This window comes from Sphingomonas pseudosanguinis (assembly GCF_052056765.1).
GTDB classification, from domain to species: Bacteria; Pseudomonadota; Alphaproteobacteria; order Sphingomonadales; family Sphingomonadaceae; genus Sphingomonas; species Sphingomonas pseudosanguinis.
In genome coordinates, this window is sequence record NZ_CP189888.1 from 916960 (window position 1) to 931259 (window position 14300).

Annotated in this window: 13 protein-coding genes and 1 tRNA gene; 10 read left to right on the top strand and 4 right to left on the bottom strand. The window is 67.8% G+C overall.

The genetic code is table 11. The features are described from left to right. The first annotated feature begins 6 nt into the window (after nucleotides 1–6). The 4 genes from ACQHGV_RS04170 to pcaF are packed head-to-tail and all read left to right on the top strand — an operon-like array spanning nucleotide 7 to nucleotide 3501. Nucleotides 7–897, top strand: coding sequence for an alpha/beta fold hydrolase (locus ACQHGV_RS04170; protein WP_440979549.1), 891 nt, complete (start codon nucleotides 7–9; stop codon nucleotides 895–897). 47 nt (nucleotides 898–944) lie between these two features. Next, nucleotides 945–1658 carry a CoA transferase subunit A gene (locus tag ACQHGV_RS04175; RefSeq protein WP_440979550.1) on the top strand — a complete coding sequence of 238 codons (714 nt, stop codon included), beginning with the start codon at nucleotides 945–947 and terminating at the stop codon, nucleotides 1656–1658. Then, a complete protein-coding gene (locus ACQHGV_RS04180) occupies nucleotides 1655–2302 on the top strand; it encodes a 3-oxoacid CoA-transferase subunit B (RefSeq protein WP_440979551.1) in 648 nt (215 codons plus the stop codon). The genes ACQHGV_RS04175 and ACQHGV_RS04180 overlap by 4 nt, the downstream gene beginning before the upstream one ends. Further along, nucleotides 2299–3501, top strand: a complete 1203-nt coding sequence (pcaF, locus tag ACQHGV_RS04185; protein WP_440979552.1) for a 3-oxoadipyl-CoA thiolase — start codon at nucleotides 2299–2301, stop codon at nucleotides 3499–3501. The genes ACQHGV_RS04180 and pcaF overlap by 4 nt, the downstream gene beginning before the upstream one ends. Before the next feature lie 54 nt (nucleotides 3502–3555). Here the strand turns inward: pcaF and ACQHGV_RS04190 are convergent, their stop codons facing one another. Beyond that, nucleotides 3556–4485, bottom strand: a complete 930-nt coding sequence (locus ACQHGV_RS04190; RefSeq protein ID WP_440979553.1) for a carbon-nitrogen hydrolase family protein — start codon at nucleotides 4483–4485, stop codon at nucleotides 3556–3558. A gap of 152 nt (nucleotides 4486–4637) precedes the next feature. Between ACQHGV_RS04190 and ACQHGV_RS04195 the strand changes: the two genes are divergently transcribed. Genes ACQHGV_RS04195 through ACQHGV_RS04205 form a run of 3 tightly spaced genes read left to right on the top strand, consistent with a single transcriptional unit; the run spans nucleotide 4638 to nucleotide 6818 of the window. Continuing rightward, entirely contained in the window at nucleotides 4638–5066 is a 429-nt protein-coding gene (locus ACQHGV_RS04195) for a DUF983 domain-containing protein (RefSeq protein WP_440979554.1), read from the top strand. Nucleotides 5067–5073: 7 nt separating this feature from the next. Further along, complete coding sequence (locus ACQHGV_RS04200) at nucleotides 5074–5379, top strand: hypothetical protein (protein ID WP_440979555.1); 306 nt, start codon at nucleotides 5074–5076, stop codon at nucleotides 5377–5379. Nucleotides 5380–5429: 50 nt separating this feature from the next. Further along, the gene (locus ACQHGV_RS04205) at nucleotides 5430–6818 is read left to right on the top strand and encodes a PLP-dependent aminotransferase family protein (protein ID WP_440979556.1); all 1389 of its coding nucleotides are present in this window, start codon (nucleotides 5430–5432) and stop codon (nucleotides 6816–6818) included. A gap of 337 nt (nucleotides 6819–7155) precedes the next feature. On the opposite strand, the gene ACQHGV_RS04210 is transcribed toward ACQHGV_RS04205, so the two are convergent. Together ACQHGV_RS04210 and ACQHGV_RS04215 are read right to left on the bottom strand one after the other, a co-directional pair. Further along, nucleotides 7156–7230 (bottom strand) — tRNA-Glu (locus ACQHGV_RS04210). Nucleotides 7231–7354: 124 nt separating this feature from the next. Next, the gene (locus ACQHGV_RS04215; protein WP_440979557.1) at nucleotides 7355–8728 is read right to left on the bottom strand and encodes a class II 3-deoxy-7-phosphoheptulonate synthase; all 1374 of its coding nucleotides are present in this window, start codon (nucleotides 8726–8728) and stop codon (nucleotides 7355–7357) included. 195 nt (nucleotides 8729–8923) lie between these two features. Here ACQHGV_RS04215 and ACQHGV_RS04220 point away from each other — a divergent pair, with 195 nt between their 5' ends. The 3 genes from ACQHGV_RS04220 to ACQHGV_RS04230 all read left to right on the top strand — a co-directional run bounded on the left by ACQHGV_RS04220 (nucleotide 8924) and on the right by ACQHGV_RS04230 (nucleotide 12427). Continuing rightward, nucleotides 8924–9967: a M48 family metalloprotease gene (locus ACQHGV_RS04220; protein WP_440979558.1), complete on the top strand. Its 1044-nt coding sequence runs from the start codon at nucleotides 8924–8926 to the stop codon at nucleotides 9965–9967. Nucleotides 9968–10085: 118 nt separating this feature from the next. After that, nucleotides 10086–11936 carry a methyl-accepting chemotaxis protein gene (locus ACQHGV_RS04225; protein ID WP_440979559.1) on the top strand — a complete coding sequence of 617 codons (1851 nt, stop codon included), beginning with the start codon at nucleotides 10086–10088 and terminating at the stop codon, nucleotides 11934–11936. A gap of 176 nt (nucleotides 11937–12112) precedes the next feature. After that, a complete protein-coding gene (locus ACQHGV_RS04230) occupies nucleotides 12113–12427 on the top strand; it encodes a hypothetical protein (RefSeq protein ID WP_183951031.1) in 315 nt (104 codons plus the stop codon). Between the two features lie 86 nt (nucleotides 12428–12513). On the opposite strand, the gene cysS is transcribed toward ACQHGV_RS04230, so the two are convergent. Further along, the gene (gene cysS / locus ACQHGV_RS04235) at nucleotides 12514–13989 is read right to left on the bottom strand and encodes a cysteine--tRNA ligase (RefSeq protein ID WP_440979560.1); all 1476 of its coding nucleotides are present in this window, start codon (nucleotides 13987–13989) and stop codon (nucleotides 12514–12516) included. Nucleotides 13990–14300: the final 311 nt, after the last annotated feature.

Genomic DNA, 14300 nt, shown 5'->3' on the forward strand with positions numbered 1-14300 from the left:
AAAGATATGACCATGTCCACCACGCTGCGCCGGCTGTCCCTGGCCGCCTGTGTCCTGATGATCGGCACGGCGAACGTGGCGACGGCCGCCCCGGCTGCGCCCAGGACGACCCTGGTCCGCAAGGGCGACGTCCGGATCGAGGCGCTGGTCGAGGGGCGGGGCCGGCCCATCGTCATCCTGCCGTCGCTGGGGCGGGGCGCGCATGACTATGACCGGGTCGCCGCGAGGCTGGCCGCACAGGGCTTTCGCGTGATCCGTCCTCAACCGCGCGGGATCGGCGGGAGCAAGGGGCCGATGGAGGGCCTGACGCTGCACGACTTCGCTGCCGATGTCGCGATGGTGATGGACCGCGAGAAGACCGGTCCCGCGATCATCGTCGGCCATGCCTGGGGCAGCCAGCCGGCGCGGATGCTGGCGGTGGATCGCCCCGATCTGGTCAAGGGCGTGGTGATGGCCGCCGCCTCGGCGGGCAAGCTGCCGCCCGGCTCGACCGAAAAGCCCTATGGCCGGTTGCGCGAGGCGATCGACGGATCGGGCAACATGGCGCTGCCCCGCGAACAGCGGCTGACCTATTTGCGGCAGGCCTTTTTCGCGCCGGGCAACGACCCGTCGGTCTGGCTGGGCGGATGGTATGCCGGAACGCACGACGCGCAGGCGCATGCGCGCAACGTCACGCCGATCGACAGCTACTATGCAGCGGGGGATACCGTGCCGATCCTCGACCTGCAGGGCCAGCATGATGCGGTGGTGGTCAAGAACGTCATGAAGCCGCTGCTGGGCGACCGGGTCGAGGTGCAGGAGATCGCCGGATCGGGCCATGCCATGGCCCCCGAACAGCCCGACCGCATGGCCGACGCGATCGCGGCCTTTGCCCGCAAGACCTTCGGGCGACGCTGAGCCGCAACGGCCGTCCGACCAGTGATCAGAATGGGAAACGCGTTACGATGAAGAGCAAGATCTACGACACTCCGGCGGCGGCGCTCGACGGATTGTTGTTCGACGGCATGACGATCATGTCGGGCGGCTTCGGCCTGTCGGGCAATCCCGAAAGCCTGATCCCCGAAATCCGCCAGTTCGGGGTCCGGGGGCTGACCGTCATCTCCAACAATGCGGGGGCGGACGGGTTCGGTCTGTGGATGCTGCTGGAAAGCCGGCAGGTTCGCAAAATGATCTCCAGCTATGTCGGCGAGAACAAGCTGTTCGAGCAGCAATATCTGTCGGGTGAACTGGAACTGGAACTGAACCCGCAAGGCACGCTCGCCGAGCGTATCCGCGCGGGCGGCGCGGGCATCCCCGCCTTCTACACCCGGACCGGCGTCGGCACCGTGGTCGCCGAGGGCAAGCCGGTCGAGATGTTCGACGGGCAGGACTATGTCCGCGAAACCTGGCTGCGCGCCGACCTGTCGATCATCAAGGCGTGGAAAGCCGATCCGGCGGGCAATCTGATGTTCCGCAAGACCGCGCGCAACTTCAACCCGAACATGGCGACCGCCGGCAAGGTGACGGTGGTCGAGGTCGAGGAGATCGTCGAGGCCGGCGCGCTCGACCCCGATGCCATCCACACGCCCGGCATCTATGTCGACCGGATCGTGAAGAGTACGATCAACGAGAAGCGGATCGAGAAACTGACGACGCGGAACCGGGAGGATGCGGCATGAGCTGGACGCGCGACGAGATGGCGGCCCGCGCCGCCCGCGAGCTTCAGGACGGCTATTACGTCAATCTGGGCATCGGCATTCCGACGCTGGTCGCCAATCACGTCCCCGCCGGGGTCGATGTGACGCTCCAGTCGGAGAACGGGCTGCTCGGCATCGGGCCGTTTCCCTATGAGGGCGAGGCGGACCCCGACCTGATCAATGCGGGCAAGCAGACCGTCACGACCCTGCCGACCTCGAGCTTCTTTTCGAGCGCAAACAGCTTTGCGATGATCCGGGGCGGCCATATCGACATGGCGGTGCTGGGCGCGATGGAGGTCTCCGTCGGCGGCGACATCGCCAACTGGACGATTCCGGGCAAGATGGTGAAGGGGATGGGCGGCGCGATGGACCTGGTCGCCGGGGTGAAGCGGATCGTCGTGGTCATGGATCACGCCAGCAAGACCGGCAGCCCGAAGATCCTGCCCGCCTGCACCCTGCCGCTGACCGGGCAGGCCTGTGTCGACCTGATCGTCACCGACCTGTGCGTCATGGCCTGCGACAAGCCGGGGCTGCGGCTGATCGAACTGGCGCCCGGCGTGAGCGTGGAAGATGTGCGGGCGAAGACGGGCGCGGACTTCGCCGTCGATCTGGAGATGGCGGCATGAGCGCGGCTTTCATCTGCGATGCGGTACGCACCCCGATCGGGCGGCTGAACGGCAGCCTGGCGAGCGTCCGCGCCGACGACCTCGCCGCTATCCCGATCCGGGCGCTGGCGGAGCGCAATCCGAAGGTCGACTGGCCGGCGGTCGACGACACGATCCTGGGCTGCGCCAATCAGGCGGGCGAGGACAATCGCAACGTCGCCCGCATGGCCGTGCTGCTCGCCGGCCTGCCCGATGTCGTCCCGGGCTCGACGGTCAACCGGCTGTGCGGATCGGGGCTGGACGCGATCGGATCGGCGGCGCGCGCGATCCGCAGCGGCGACGCGGACCTGATGATCGCGGGCGGGGTCGAGAGCATGACCCGGTCGCCCTATGTGCTCGGCAAGGCGCAGACGCCGTTCGACCGCGCGCAGAAGATCGAGGATACGACGCTCGGCTGGCGCTTCGTCAATCCGGCGATGCGTGCGGCTTACGGCGTCGACACCATGCCGGAGACGGCGGAGAACGTCGCCGCCGAGTGGCGGGTGACGCGCGAGGAGCAGGACGCCTTCGCGCTGCGCAGCCAGGAGAAGACCGCCGCCGCGCAGGCCAATGGTCGGCTGGCGGCGGAGATCGTCCCCGTCACCATCCCGCAGCGCAAGGGCGAGGCGATCGTCTTCGACCGCGACGAGCATCCGCGCGCCAGCGACATGGCGACGCTCGGCCGGTTGAAGCCGGTCGTCCGCGCCGACGGGACGGTGACGGCGGGCAATGCCTCCGGACTGAACGACGGTGCGGCGGCGATGCTGATCGCCTCCGAACAGGCGGCCGTCCGCCACGGACTGGCCCCGCGCGCGCGGGTCGTGGCGATGGCGGCGGCGGGCGTGCCGCCGCGCGTCATGGGCATCGGCCCGGTCCTCGCCGCCCGCCGTCTGCTGGCGCGCACCGGGCTGCGCATGGCGGACATCGATGTGATCGAGCTGAACGAGGCCTTTGCCGCGCAGGCGATCGCGACCTTGCGCGATCTGGAGATCGATCCGGCCGACGACCGGGTGAACCGCAATGGCGGCGCCATCGCGCTGGGCCATCCGCTGGGTATGTCGGGCGCGCGGATCGCGATGAGCGCGGTCGAGGAACTGCACCGGACGGGCGGTCGCCGTGCGCTTGTCTTCATGTGCATCGGCGTCGGGCAGGGGATCGCCGCGCTGCTCGAACGCGTCTAAGATAGGTTGGCGGTGTGGGAAACGGTGGTGTCACCGGTTCCCACCCGTTCGCGGTCATTCGCCGCCGGTGAACACCGCCCCGCTGCGCGGGCGCTCGTCGACATGCAGGCTGAAGACGTCGGGCCGCGAATAATGGCCGACCACGTCCAGGTCGTAGCGGGCGCGGATCACGTCCTCCATGTCGATCGACGCGGTGATCAGCCCCGTCTCGCGCTCCAGCGGCCCGGCCAGCACATCGCCCAGCGGCCCGACGATCATGCTGCCCCCGCCGATCAGCGGGCGATCGGCATCCCAATGCTCCATCGTCATGCCCAGTTCGGCGGGGGAGGGCTGGACCTGGCAGGCGCTGATGACGAAGCAGCGGCCCTCATGCGCGATATGCCGCATCGAGCTGCGCCAGATGTCGCGTTCGTCGACGGTCGGCGCGCACCAGATTTCGACGCCCTTGGCGTACATGGCGGTGCGGAACAGCGGCATGTGGTTTTCCCAGCAGATCGCCGCGCCCAGCTTGCCCGCCCGGCTGTCGACGACCGGCATGGTCGAACCGTCCCCCTGCGACCAGATCAGCCGCTCGGTGCCGGTGGGCATCAGCTTGCGATGCTTGGCGACCAGCCCGCGTTCCGGCTCGATGAACAGCGCCGTGCAGAACAGCGACGCGCCCGCCCGTTCGATGACGCCCAGCACCAAGGTCGCGCCGGTGCGCGTGCTGAGGTCGGCCAGCTCGGCGATTTCCGGGCCGTCCAGATCGACCGCATTGGCATGATAGCGGGCAAAGGCCTCGCGCCCCTCGGGCAGGCGATAGCCCAGGCGCGTGCCGAAATGCTCGCCCTTGGGATAACCGCCCAGCACCGCTTCGGGCATCACCACCAGTTGCGCGCCCGATGCAGCGATCGCCTCCTCATGGCGCAGGATATTGGCCAGCGTGGCGGCCTTGCCCGCATAGTCCGACCCGATTTGCAGCGCGGCGACGGTGATATGGGGCATGGTCCTGATCCTGTGGTTGACGGTCCATCGCCGCGATACCCGTCGCGGCGATGACAGTGAAGGGGAAAGTGACGCACATTATCCATGCATAATGGTTTTGCAATACATGCAAAATGCATTATGTATGTATCAAGCTTTATAGAGGTGCCGACATGCTCCCCGATTCGCATTCGAGCAAGTTCCGCTGGATCATCGAAAGCGGCCTGAAGGGCCTGTGTCCGCGTTGCGGCAAGGGGGCCATGTTCACTTCGTGGCTGAAGATCGCGCCGCGATGCGAATGTTGCGGGCTCGACTATCGCTTCGCCGCGCCCGATGACGGCCCTGCCTTCTTCTCGCTGTGCATCGTCGCCTTTCCGCTGACCTTCGTCGTGGTCTGGTTGCAGGTCACCTATGATCCGCCCTGGTGGGTGCATCTGTTCACCTCGCTGCCGTTCATGCTGCTGGGCTGTCTGTTGCCGCTGCGGCCGATCAAGGGCTGGCTGGTGGCGTCGCAATATGTGAACCGCGCGATCGAGGCGGGGACGGAGACGCTCAAGAACCGGCTCGACGGCCAGGATGGCGGCAATATCTTCGGTGATTGAGCGCGGCATGGCGAACCAGCTGGGCGATGCCCGCCGGGTGGCGGCCGACCTGCTCGACCGTATGGATCGGACACAGGATGCCGCGATCGTCCGCGCCGGGGGTGGCGACGATTTCGTCGAGGTGCGCGCCGCGCTGGCGGCGCTGTCGACCGTGGCGACCCGGTTGCGGCACTGGGAACAGGCGCTGCGATGCTATGCCGATGCCAGCTTCTGGGAGGGCGATGGGGATAATGCGTGTCTGGCGCTGCACGACGCCGGCGACATGGCCCGCGCCGCCCTGGCGGGCTGCGCGCTCTTCCATCACCGCGACTGATACGGTGTCGGGGATGGGCAATTGTATGGAGATGGGTGTAGGAGGCGGCCGTGCAAAGCTGGAAGCCTGATCTGACCACCCTTACGGGTCCCAAATATCTCGCCATCGCCCGGGCGCTGGCGCGCGACGTCGATGCCGGGACGCTGGTGCCAGGCGACCGCTTGCCGCCCCAGCGCGCGCTGGCCGAGGCGCTAGGCGTCGATCTTACCACGGTGACGCGCGCCTATGGCGAGGCGCAGCGGCAGGGCCTGATTGAAGGCGACGGCCGGCGCGGCAGCTTCGTCCGCGAGCGGCGTGACGCAGCGCGGGCCAGGGTGCCGATCGTCGAGCGGATCGATCCCGGCATGAACGCGCCCCCGGACATTCCCGGCATGTCGCTTGCCGGGGCGTTTCGCGACACGGCCGCCCGGCTGCTCGCCAACGGGGACGGCATGGGGCTGTTGCAATATCAGCCGGCCGGCGGCCAGCCATCGGTGCGCGAGGCGGGGGCGGCGCTGCTCCGGGCGCGCGGTATCGAGGCGAGCGAGGACATGGTGCTGGTGTCGGCCGGCGGCCAACAGGCGCTGCACGCCATCTTCAGTGCCGAGCTGAAGGCGGGCGACCGGATCGCCGTCGCGCCCTTCGCCTATCCCGGCCTGCTGGCGCTCGCACGGCGCTACGGCGTGATATTGTGTCCGGTTCGCATGGACGGGGAGGGTATCGATCCCGAAGCGCTGGATGCGCTGTGCGCAAGTGCGTCGGTGCAGGCCGTCTATCTGGTGCCGACCAACGACAATCCGACCACCGCGACCATGTCGATGGGCCGCCGCACTGCGATTGCCGAGGTGGCGCGGCGGCATGGCCTGATGGTGATCGAGGACGACGCCTATGGCCAGCTGCCCGAACGGCCGATCACGCCCATCGCGGCGCTGGCGCCCGAGCGGACCTGGCACATCGCCAGCGTATCGAAAATCCTGTCGCCGGGACTGCGCGTGGCCTGGCTGCGCGCGCCCGACATTGGCCGGGCCTGGCGGCTGGCGGCGGACCTGCACGAAACCGCGATCATGGCCCCGCCGCTCAATGCCGCCGTGGTCGCCGACTGGGTGGAGGGTGACATGCTGCACCGCCTGATCGGCGAGGTGCGGGCGGAGGCGAGGGGGCGAGGCGCGCTGGTCCGCCAATGTCTGGCCGAGGGGCGCTATCACCGGCACCCGGACGGCTATCACCTCTGGATTCCCCTGCCGCCCGACGCCGATGCGGCCCTGATCGCGCAGGCGCTGCGGTCGCAGGGCATGTCGGCCATTCCCGGCGACGCCTTTGCCGTCGATCGCTCGACCGTCGGGCCGGCGCTGCGGGTGTCGATCGGCGGCCTCGTCCCCCGCGACCGACTGGAACGCGGCCTGCGCCTGCTCGGCGCGCTGATCGTACCCGACGCGACGCGCAAGATGTCGCTGGTCTAGAGCGTGATGACATAAGACGGACTCACCCCTCCCCTTCAGGGGAGGGGCCGGGGGTGGGGCGCCTCCGCGAGCATGCCGCCTGTGATGAGGCCCCACCCCAACCCCCCCCCTGAAGGGGAGGGGCTCGCGTTGGTTTCATCCAATGTCATCATGGTCTTGGGTTGGGGGTGCCGTGCTGGGCCGGCTTTCCGACCATATTCATGACGATCGTCAAGCGCCGAATCCATCAAGGATTCGATGCGGGCGTCGAGTGCTGAAACGCCTGACACGCGTCCTCGGAGCGAGCGTGCAAGTTTCATGATTTTGGGAACTGCTCCACCCAAGCCATTAAGAAGGCTGGTGACCCCTACGAGAATCGAACTCGTGTTTTCGCCGTGAGAGGGCGACGTCCTAACCGCTAGACGAAGGGGCCGTTTGCAGTGGAGGCGCGCTATTAGCCGGGGTGGGGGCGGGCGTCAAGCGGATTGCATGCGGAAGCTGTGGATAAGATCGGGGCGGGGGGAGCGTCATGGCTTCCCCGCCCCGACCAAGGCGAATCAGGCGGCGGCCTTGCGGCGTTCGGCCATTTCCTCGTTCAGCATCTCGGCCAGCAGGAAGGCCAGCTCCAGGCTCTGGCCCGCATTCAGGCGCGGGTCGCAGTGGGTGTGGTAGCGATCGGCCAGCGACTGCTCGGTCACGTCGATCGCGCCACCGGTGCATTCGGTGACGTTCTGGCCGGTCATCTCGGCATGGATGCCGCCGGCATGGGTGCCCTCGGCACGGTGCACGGCGAAGAAGCCGCGCACTTCGGCCAGGATACGGTCGAAGGGACGGGTCTTGTAGCCGGTCGCCGCCTTGATCGTGTTGCCGTGCATCGGGTCGCACGACCAGACGACCGGATGGCCCTCGCGCGTGACGGCGCGGACCAGCTTGGGCAGATGCGCCTCGATCTTGTCATGGCCATAGCGGGTGATGAGCGTGATCCGCCCCGGTACGCGGCCCGGATTGAGCGTGTCGAGCATCCGCAGCAGCGCCTCTGGCTCCAGGCTCGGCCCGCACTTCACGCCGATCGGATTGCCGATGCCGCGCAGGAACTCGACATGCGCCGAGCCTTCGAACCGCGTCCGGTCGCCGATCCACAGGAAATGCGCCGAGGTGTCGTACCAGTCGCCGGTCAGCGAATCCTGACGCGTCAGCGCCTGCTCATAGGGGAGCAGCAGCGCCTCATGGCTGGTGTAGAAGCTGGTCTGCGCCAGCTGCGGGACCGAGGCGGGATCGATGCCACACGCCGCCATGAAGTCCAGCGCCTCGCCGATCCGGTCGGCCATCTCGCTATATTTGCGCGCCCAGGGGCTGCGGCCCATGAAGTCGTGCGTCCAGCGATGCACCTGATGCAGATTCGCATAGCCGCCCTGCGCGAACGCGCGCAGCAGGTTCAGCGTCGCCGCCGACTGCGCATAGGAGCGCAGCATGCGCTGCGGATCGGGGATGCGCGCTTCGGGCGTGAAGGCGATGTCGTTGACATTGTCACCGCGATAGCTGGGCAGCTCGACGCCATCGACGACCTCGGTATTGGCCGAGCGCGGCTTGGCGAACTGGCCGGCCATGCGGCCCAGCTTCACCACCGGCAGCTTGGAGGCGAAGGTCAGGACCACCGCCATCTGCAGGATGACGCGGAAGGTGTCGCGGATATTGTTGGCGCTATGCTCGGCAAAGCTCTCGGCGCAGTCGCCGCCCTGGAGCAGGAAGCCGCGACCGGCGGCCACTTCGGCCAGCTCGGCGGTCAGGCTGCGCGCCTCGCCCGCAAAGACCAGCGGGGGATAGCTCGACAGCGTACGCGTCGCGGCGTCGAGCGCCTGGGCGTCGGGATATTCGGGGAGCTGCCGGGCTTCGGCGCTCGTCCAGCTGTCGGGGGCCCAGTTCGCGGCCATGATCGTCCTGCTCTCTTTGTCTACTGCATGTGAAAATAGTGCCATGCGCCGATTTGGGTCCATACGCAATGAAGTTGGCGTTTGACCCCCTGAAGTCGCGTGCTTTGTTGCGCATGATACGAGTTTGCGCCGAGCCGTTGGCGGTTGCGGCGACCGGCTTTGCGGACGTCGCGCGGAACGGGTAGCAACGCGGCGATGTCGCGTCCCTTCATCCTGTCGTCGGCGGTGATCGCCCTGTCCGCCTTCCTCCTCGTCATGCCGCCCGAGGCGCCGGCGGCGGCCCCCGTCGCCGCGACCCCGGTGGCGGCCGCCGATACCGATGACGCCGCGCTGTTCAGCGCGATGCGTGACGCCGATCTTCGGCTGGGAACGATCGCCTGGCGGCTGGCGACCGCGAACGCCCCCTTGTGCAGGGACCGCGCACCGACGCCCGGCCTGGTGATCCATGCGATCGACCAATATGATCCGGCCGTGCGCAAGACGCTGCCCGCGATCTTCGGGTTCGAGGCGCCGATCGCGGTCGAGGCGGTCGTACCGGGCAGCGCGGCGGCCAAGGCGGGGATCGTCGCCAATGACGGCATCGCGGCAGTGAACGGCCGCCCGCTGGTCGTGCAGGCGGCGGGACGCGAGCGCGCCGACACCGCCACACGCGACACGGCGCAGCGCCAGATCGCGGCCGAGCCGGCGGATGTGCCGCTGCGCCTGACGATCCTGCGCAAGGGCGAGCGCCGCGAGGTGACGGTGCCGGCCCAGCCCGGATGCAGGTCGCGGTTCGAGATGCTGATGGGGCCGGGCCTGACCGCCTCGGCGGATGGCGACATCGTCCAGATCGGCTCGCGCTTCTTCGAACGGTTCGACGACCGGATGATCGCGGTCGTGGTGGGCCATGAATTCTCGCACAACATCCTGCGCCACCGCGAACGGCTCGACGCAGCCGGGGTCAAGCGGGGGATATTGTCCGAATTCGGGCGCAATGGCCGGCTGTTCCGCCAGACCGAGACCGAGGCCGATCTGCTGGGCGTCCATCTGATTCGCAATGCCGGCTATGATCCGCAGGACGCGGTACGCTTCTGGCGCGAGCATGGTGGCGAGGTCGATGGCGGGATATTCCGCAGCCGCACCCATCCCTCCTCGTCCGCGCGCGCCGATGCGGTCGCGGCCGAGATCGCTACCATTCCCAAGGACGCGCCGATTCCCGACAAGCCGGCACTGATCGCCGTCGCCGACAGGCCGCTTTGAGCGGATTGACACAAGCTAAGATTCTCAAATAGCGCTCTTTAACCTTCTGTTGGCGGTTCCCTGATTATTGAAGCGGACAAACCGGAGGCATTGGGCTTCCGCGCTGTCCGGGGGCTTCATGCTGTCATCCTTGCCGATACCCAAGAAGATCGGTCTCTCGTTCGCACTCGTCCTGATATCCGTGCTGGTGATGATGGCGGCGCTGTGGTGGGCACTAGCGCGGATCGAGGCCACGACGGTCGCCAACGGCCATGCCCAGGAAATCTATGCCGCGTCGCTGGAGATGGAGGGCGGCATCCAGCGTGAGAACAGCCAAATGCGCGGCTTTCTCATCACGCAGGACGAGAATTACCTGAAGCAGTATTTCGACTCGCGCGAAGCCGAAACCCAGGCGGCGGCCAATCTCGACACGCTGCTGGCCGACGATCCGCAGGCCAAGGTTGCGGTCGCGACCTCGCATGCGCGCATGAACGCCTGGCGTCGCAATGTCGGCGACCCGATGATCGAGCGTGCGCGCACCGATCCGCAAGGCGCGCAGGCCTGGATTCGCGCCAATTCCGAAGCGGTTCGGGTGACCGCGATCCTGAAGCCGGTTCGCGATCTGCGCGCGAAGACGGTCGAGGCGATGAAGGCCAGCCGCGCGACGCGTCAGGTCGCGGTGAGCACGGGCAAATGGAGCCTGGGCATCGGCGGCATCGTCCTCATCGGTGTGGCGCTCGCCATGTCGATGCTGTTGTCGCGTGTCCTGGGGCGGCCGATCGTCGCGCTGACCGGCGTGATGGATCAGCTGGCGCGGGGACGGAACGACGTGACGGTGCCCGATGCCGAGCGCGGCGACGAATTGGGCAGCATGTCGCGTGCGGTCGCGGTGTTCCGCGATGCGGCGGTCGCCAAGCAGCGTGCCGATGCCGAGCAGCAACAGGTCGTGGACAGCATCGGCGACGCGCTGCGCCAGCTGGCCGACTCGGACCTGACCCCCAAATTGTCGGGCTTCCCCCCATCCTATGTGGCGATCGAGCGCGACTTCAACAGCGCGGTGTCGCGTCTGTCGGCGGCGCTGGCGGCGGTGCGGATCAACGCCACCGGCATCGCGAGCGGAACGGTCGAGATGAACCAGGCGGCCGACGATCTGGCCCGCCGCGCCGAGCAGCAGGCGGCGAGCATCGAGGAGACTTCGGCCGCGATGAACGAGATCGCCCAGTCGGTCACCGCCGCCGCGAGCAAGGCGCAGTCGGCCGAGTCGATCGTGCGCAAGGCGACCGGCGACGTCGCCAAGAGCGAGGATGTCGTGCGCCGCACCGTCTCGGCGATCGGTGACATCGAGCGGTCCTCGAACGAGATCGCCGAGATCATCGCGGTGATCGACGGCCTGTCCTTCCAGACCAATTTGCTGGCGCTGAACGCCGGGGTCGAGGCGGCGCGTGCGGGTGATGCGGGCAAGGGCTTTGCCGTGGTCGCCTCCGAAGTGCGTGCGCTCGCCGAACGCTCGGCCGAGGCGGCGCGCGACATCAGCGCGCGGATCACGACCACGGTCGAGCGCGTGCGCAGCGGCGTCGACCTCGCCAACCAGACCGACGAGTCGCTGCGCCTGATCGCCACCGGCATGCAGGAAATCTCCGGGCTGGTCAGCGCGATCGCGGGCGATGCCTCGGAACAGGCGACCGGCATCCATCAGGTCAATCTGGCGATCAACGACATGGACGGGGTGACTCAGGCCAATGCCGCGATGGTCGAGGAGGTGACCGCGGCGGTGCGTGCGCTGTCGGGCGAGACCCGCTCGCTGGACGAACAGATCGCACGCTTCCGCATCGATGGCGCGGCGGAGGCCCCGGCGGCGTCGGCCCCGACCTTCGCCCCCGCGCTGCGTCGCGCGGCTTCGCCGCCATCGGCACCGATGCGGCGTGCCGCGCCCGTCTCGCAGGGCAATCTGGCGCTGAAGCAGGATGATGACGACTGGAGCAGCTTCTGACGCGTGACGTTGCGCCGTCGCTGATGAGAAAGGCCCCGTGGGAACCCCGGTTTCCACGGGGCTTTCGCATCGGGGCGTCCGGGCGGGGCGTCCGGGCGGGGCGGAAAAGCGGTGGCGATCGGCTTTGCGCCCGCTTTGGGATTGTATGTCCGTTTTGGTCACGGCAAGGGTCGGGAATGGATATTCCCGCGCGCTATGCCCAATTCATCCAGTGGATCGGCGATGGAACCGGTATGGCGGACAGCCTGCTGCACGTCCATGCCGGCATGGCGGTGCTGTTCCTGGCGCGCATCCTGACGCGCAAGTCGCTGGCCACGCCGATCCCGCTCGCCTGTGTCGCGCTGGCGCAGGCGGGTAACGAGATCCTCGACCGGCTGCATTACGGGTCGTGGCGCTGGCCCGACACGCTGGGCGACACCGCCAATACGCTGTTCTGGCCGACCGTGCTGTTCATCGGCCTGCGCATGCGGTCCCCGCGCGCTCGCCGCTGACCGGGCGGGGACGGGGCTGGGCCGGGGCGACGTTCACGCCTTCCTCCCCCTTGCAGGGGAGGAAAGGGGGTGAATCCCGATCCGGCCTATCCCTCCGGCAGCACCGGCTTCCAGTCCCAGCCGAGCGGATCGCCGTCCATCACCTCGACCCCGGCGGCCAGCAGCGAGTCGCGGAGCTGGTCGGACGTCGCGAAATCCTTGTTCGCGCGCGCCGCCCGGCGCTCGGCCAGTTGCGCCTCGATCGTGGCGTCGTCAAGTGTCGCGGTCTTGGGACGGGTGCGCAGATCAGCGCGGGTCAGCGTCGCCAGTTGCAGCCCCAGCACCGAATCGAAATCGGCCAGCGCGGCCAGGCGAACACCCGGCGACAGCTTCTTGTCGGCCAGCATCTCGTCCAGCACCGGCAGCGCGCGCGGGGTCGCGAGATCGTCGGACACCGCCGCGTCCAGCCGCTCGCGATAGGTCGCGGTATCGCCCTTGGCCGGCGCATCGGCGCGGGTGCGCAGCCCCTCGATCGTCTGGGCCAGTCGCTTCAACCGCACCTGCGCAGCAGCCAGGCCGTCCCAGCCGAACTCCATCTCCGACCGGTAATGCGCCTGAAGGCACATCAGGCGGTAGGCCAGCGGGTGAAAGCCGCGATCGATCAGCGCCTGCAGCGTCAGGAACTCGCCCGACGATTTCGACATCTTCCCCGTCCGGTCGACCAGGAAGTTGTTGTGCATCCAGATATTGGCGCCCGTCTCGGCGGTGCAGCCATGCGCTTGGTTCTGCGCGATCTCGTTGGGGTGATGGATTTCGCGGTGGTCGATGCCGCCGGTATGGATGTCGAACTGTGCGCCCAGATATTGCTTGCTCATCACCGAGCATTCGAGGTGCCAGCCCGGCGCGCCGGGACCCCAGGGGCTGTCCCACTCCATCTGCCGATTCTCGCCGGGTGCCGAGGCGCGCCAGATCGCGAAGTCGGCCGAGTGCCGCTTGCCCGCGACCGGATCGATCCGGCTCTCGCCCTCATCGTCCTGGTGGCGCGCGAGGCGGCCATAATCGGGCACAGTGGTCACGTCGAAATAGAGGCCGTCGGGAAGGCTGTAGCAATGCTTCGCCTCGATCGCCTTGGCGAAGTCGATCATCTGCGGGACATGCTCGGTCGCCAGCGGGAAGCGGGTCGGCTCGGCAATGCCCAGGTCCTTCAAATTCTGCTTGAAGGCAGTCGTGTAATGCGCGGCGATCGCCCAGATATCCTGGCCGCTCTTCTTGGCGGCGGCCTCCATCTTGTCGTCGCCGGCATCGGCGTCGGACGTCAGATGGCCGACATCGGTGATGTTGATGATATGGGTGAGCGGCCAGCCCTTCCAACGCAACACGCGCGACAGCGTGTCGGTGAAGACATAGGCGCGCAAATTGCCGATATGCGCATAGTTATAGACGGTCGGCCCGCAGGAATAGACGCGGACATTGGCCGGATCGATCGGCTGGAACGTCTCGGCGCTGCGGGTCAGGCTGTTGTACAGCGTCAGCGGCAGGCTCGGCGAGGATACGGGCGCGGTCATGGCGCGTGCCTTAGCCATGTCGGGTGTCTTCTGGAAAGAGGCCCCGGTCCGGTGGGAGCGCGGACCGGGGCCGGACGCGGCGACGGGGAGGCACCGTGGTCCGGTCCAGGGGGACGGGAAACCCCCATGGACGCATCCGTCCTATCGACCCCGACATCACAGGGGCATGGCGTGGCCATGACATTTCGCGTCATCAATCGCTTGGCGGGCAGGCGGCGGGTGAGGGGGCGGCCCGAATGGCCACGCCGTGGCTTGTGTTGTGGCCATGCGCCTGCTAGGAGCGCCCCACGATGCGGCCACAGTGTTCTGCGGCCGCTTTATCCTGTTTT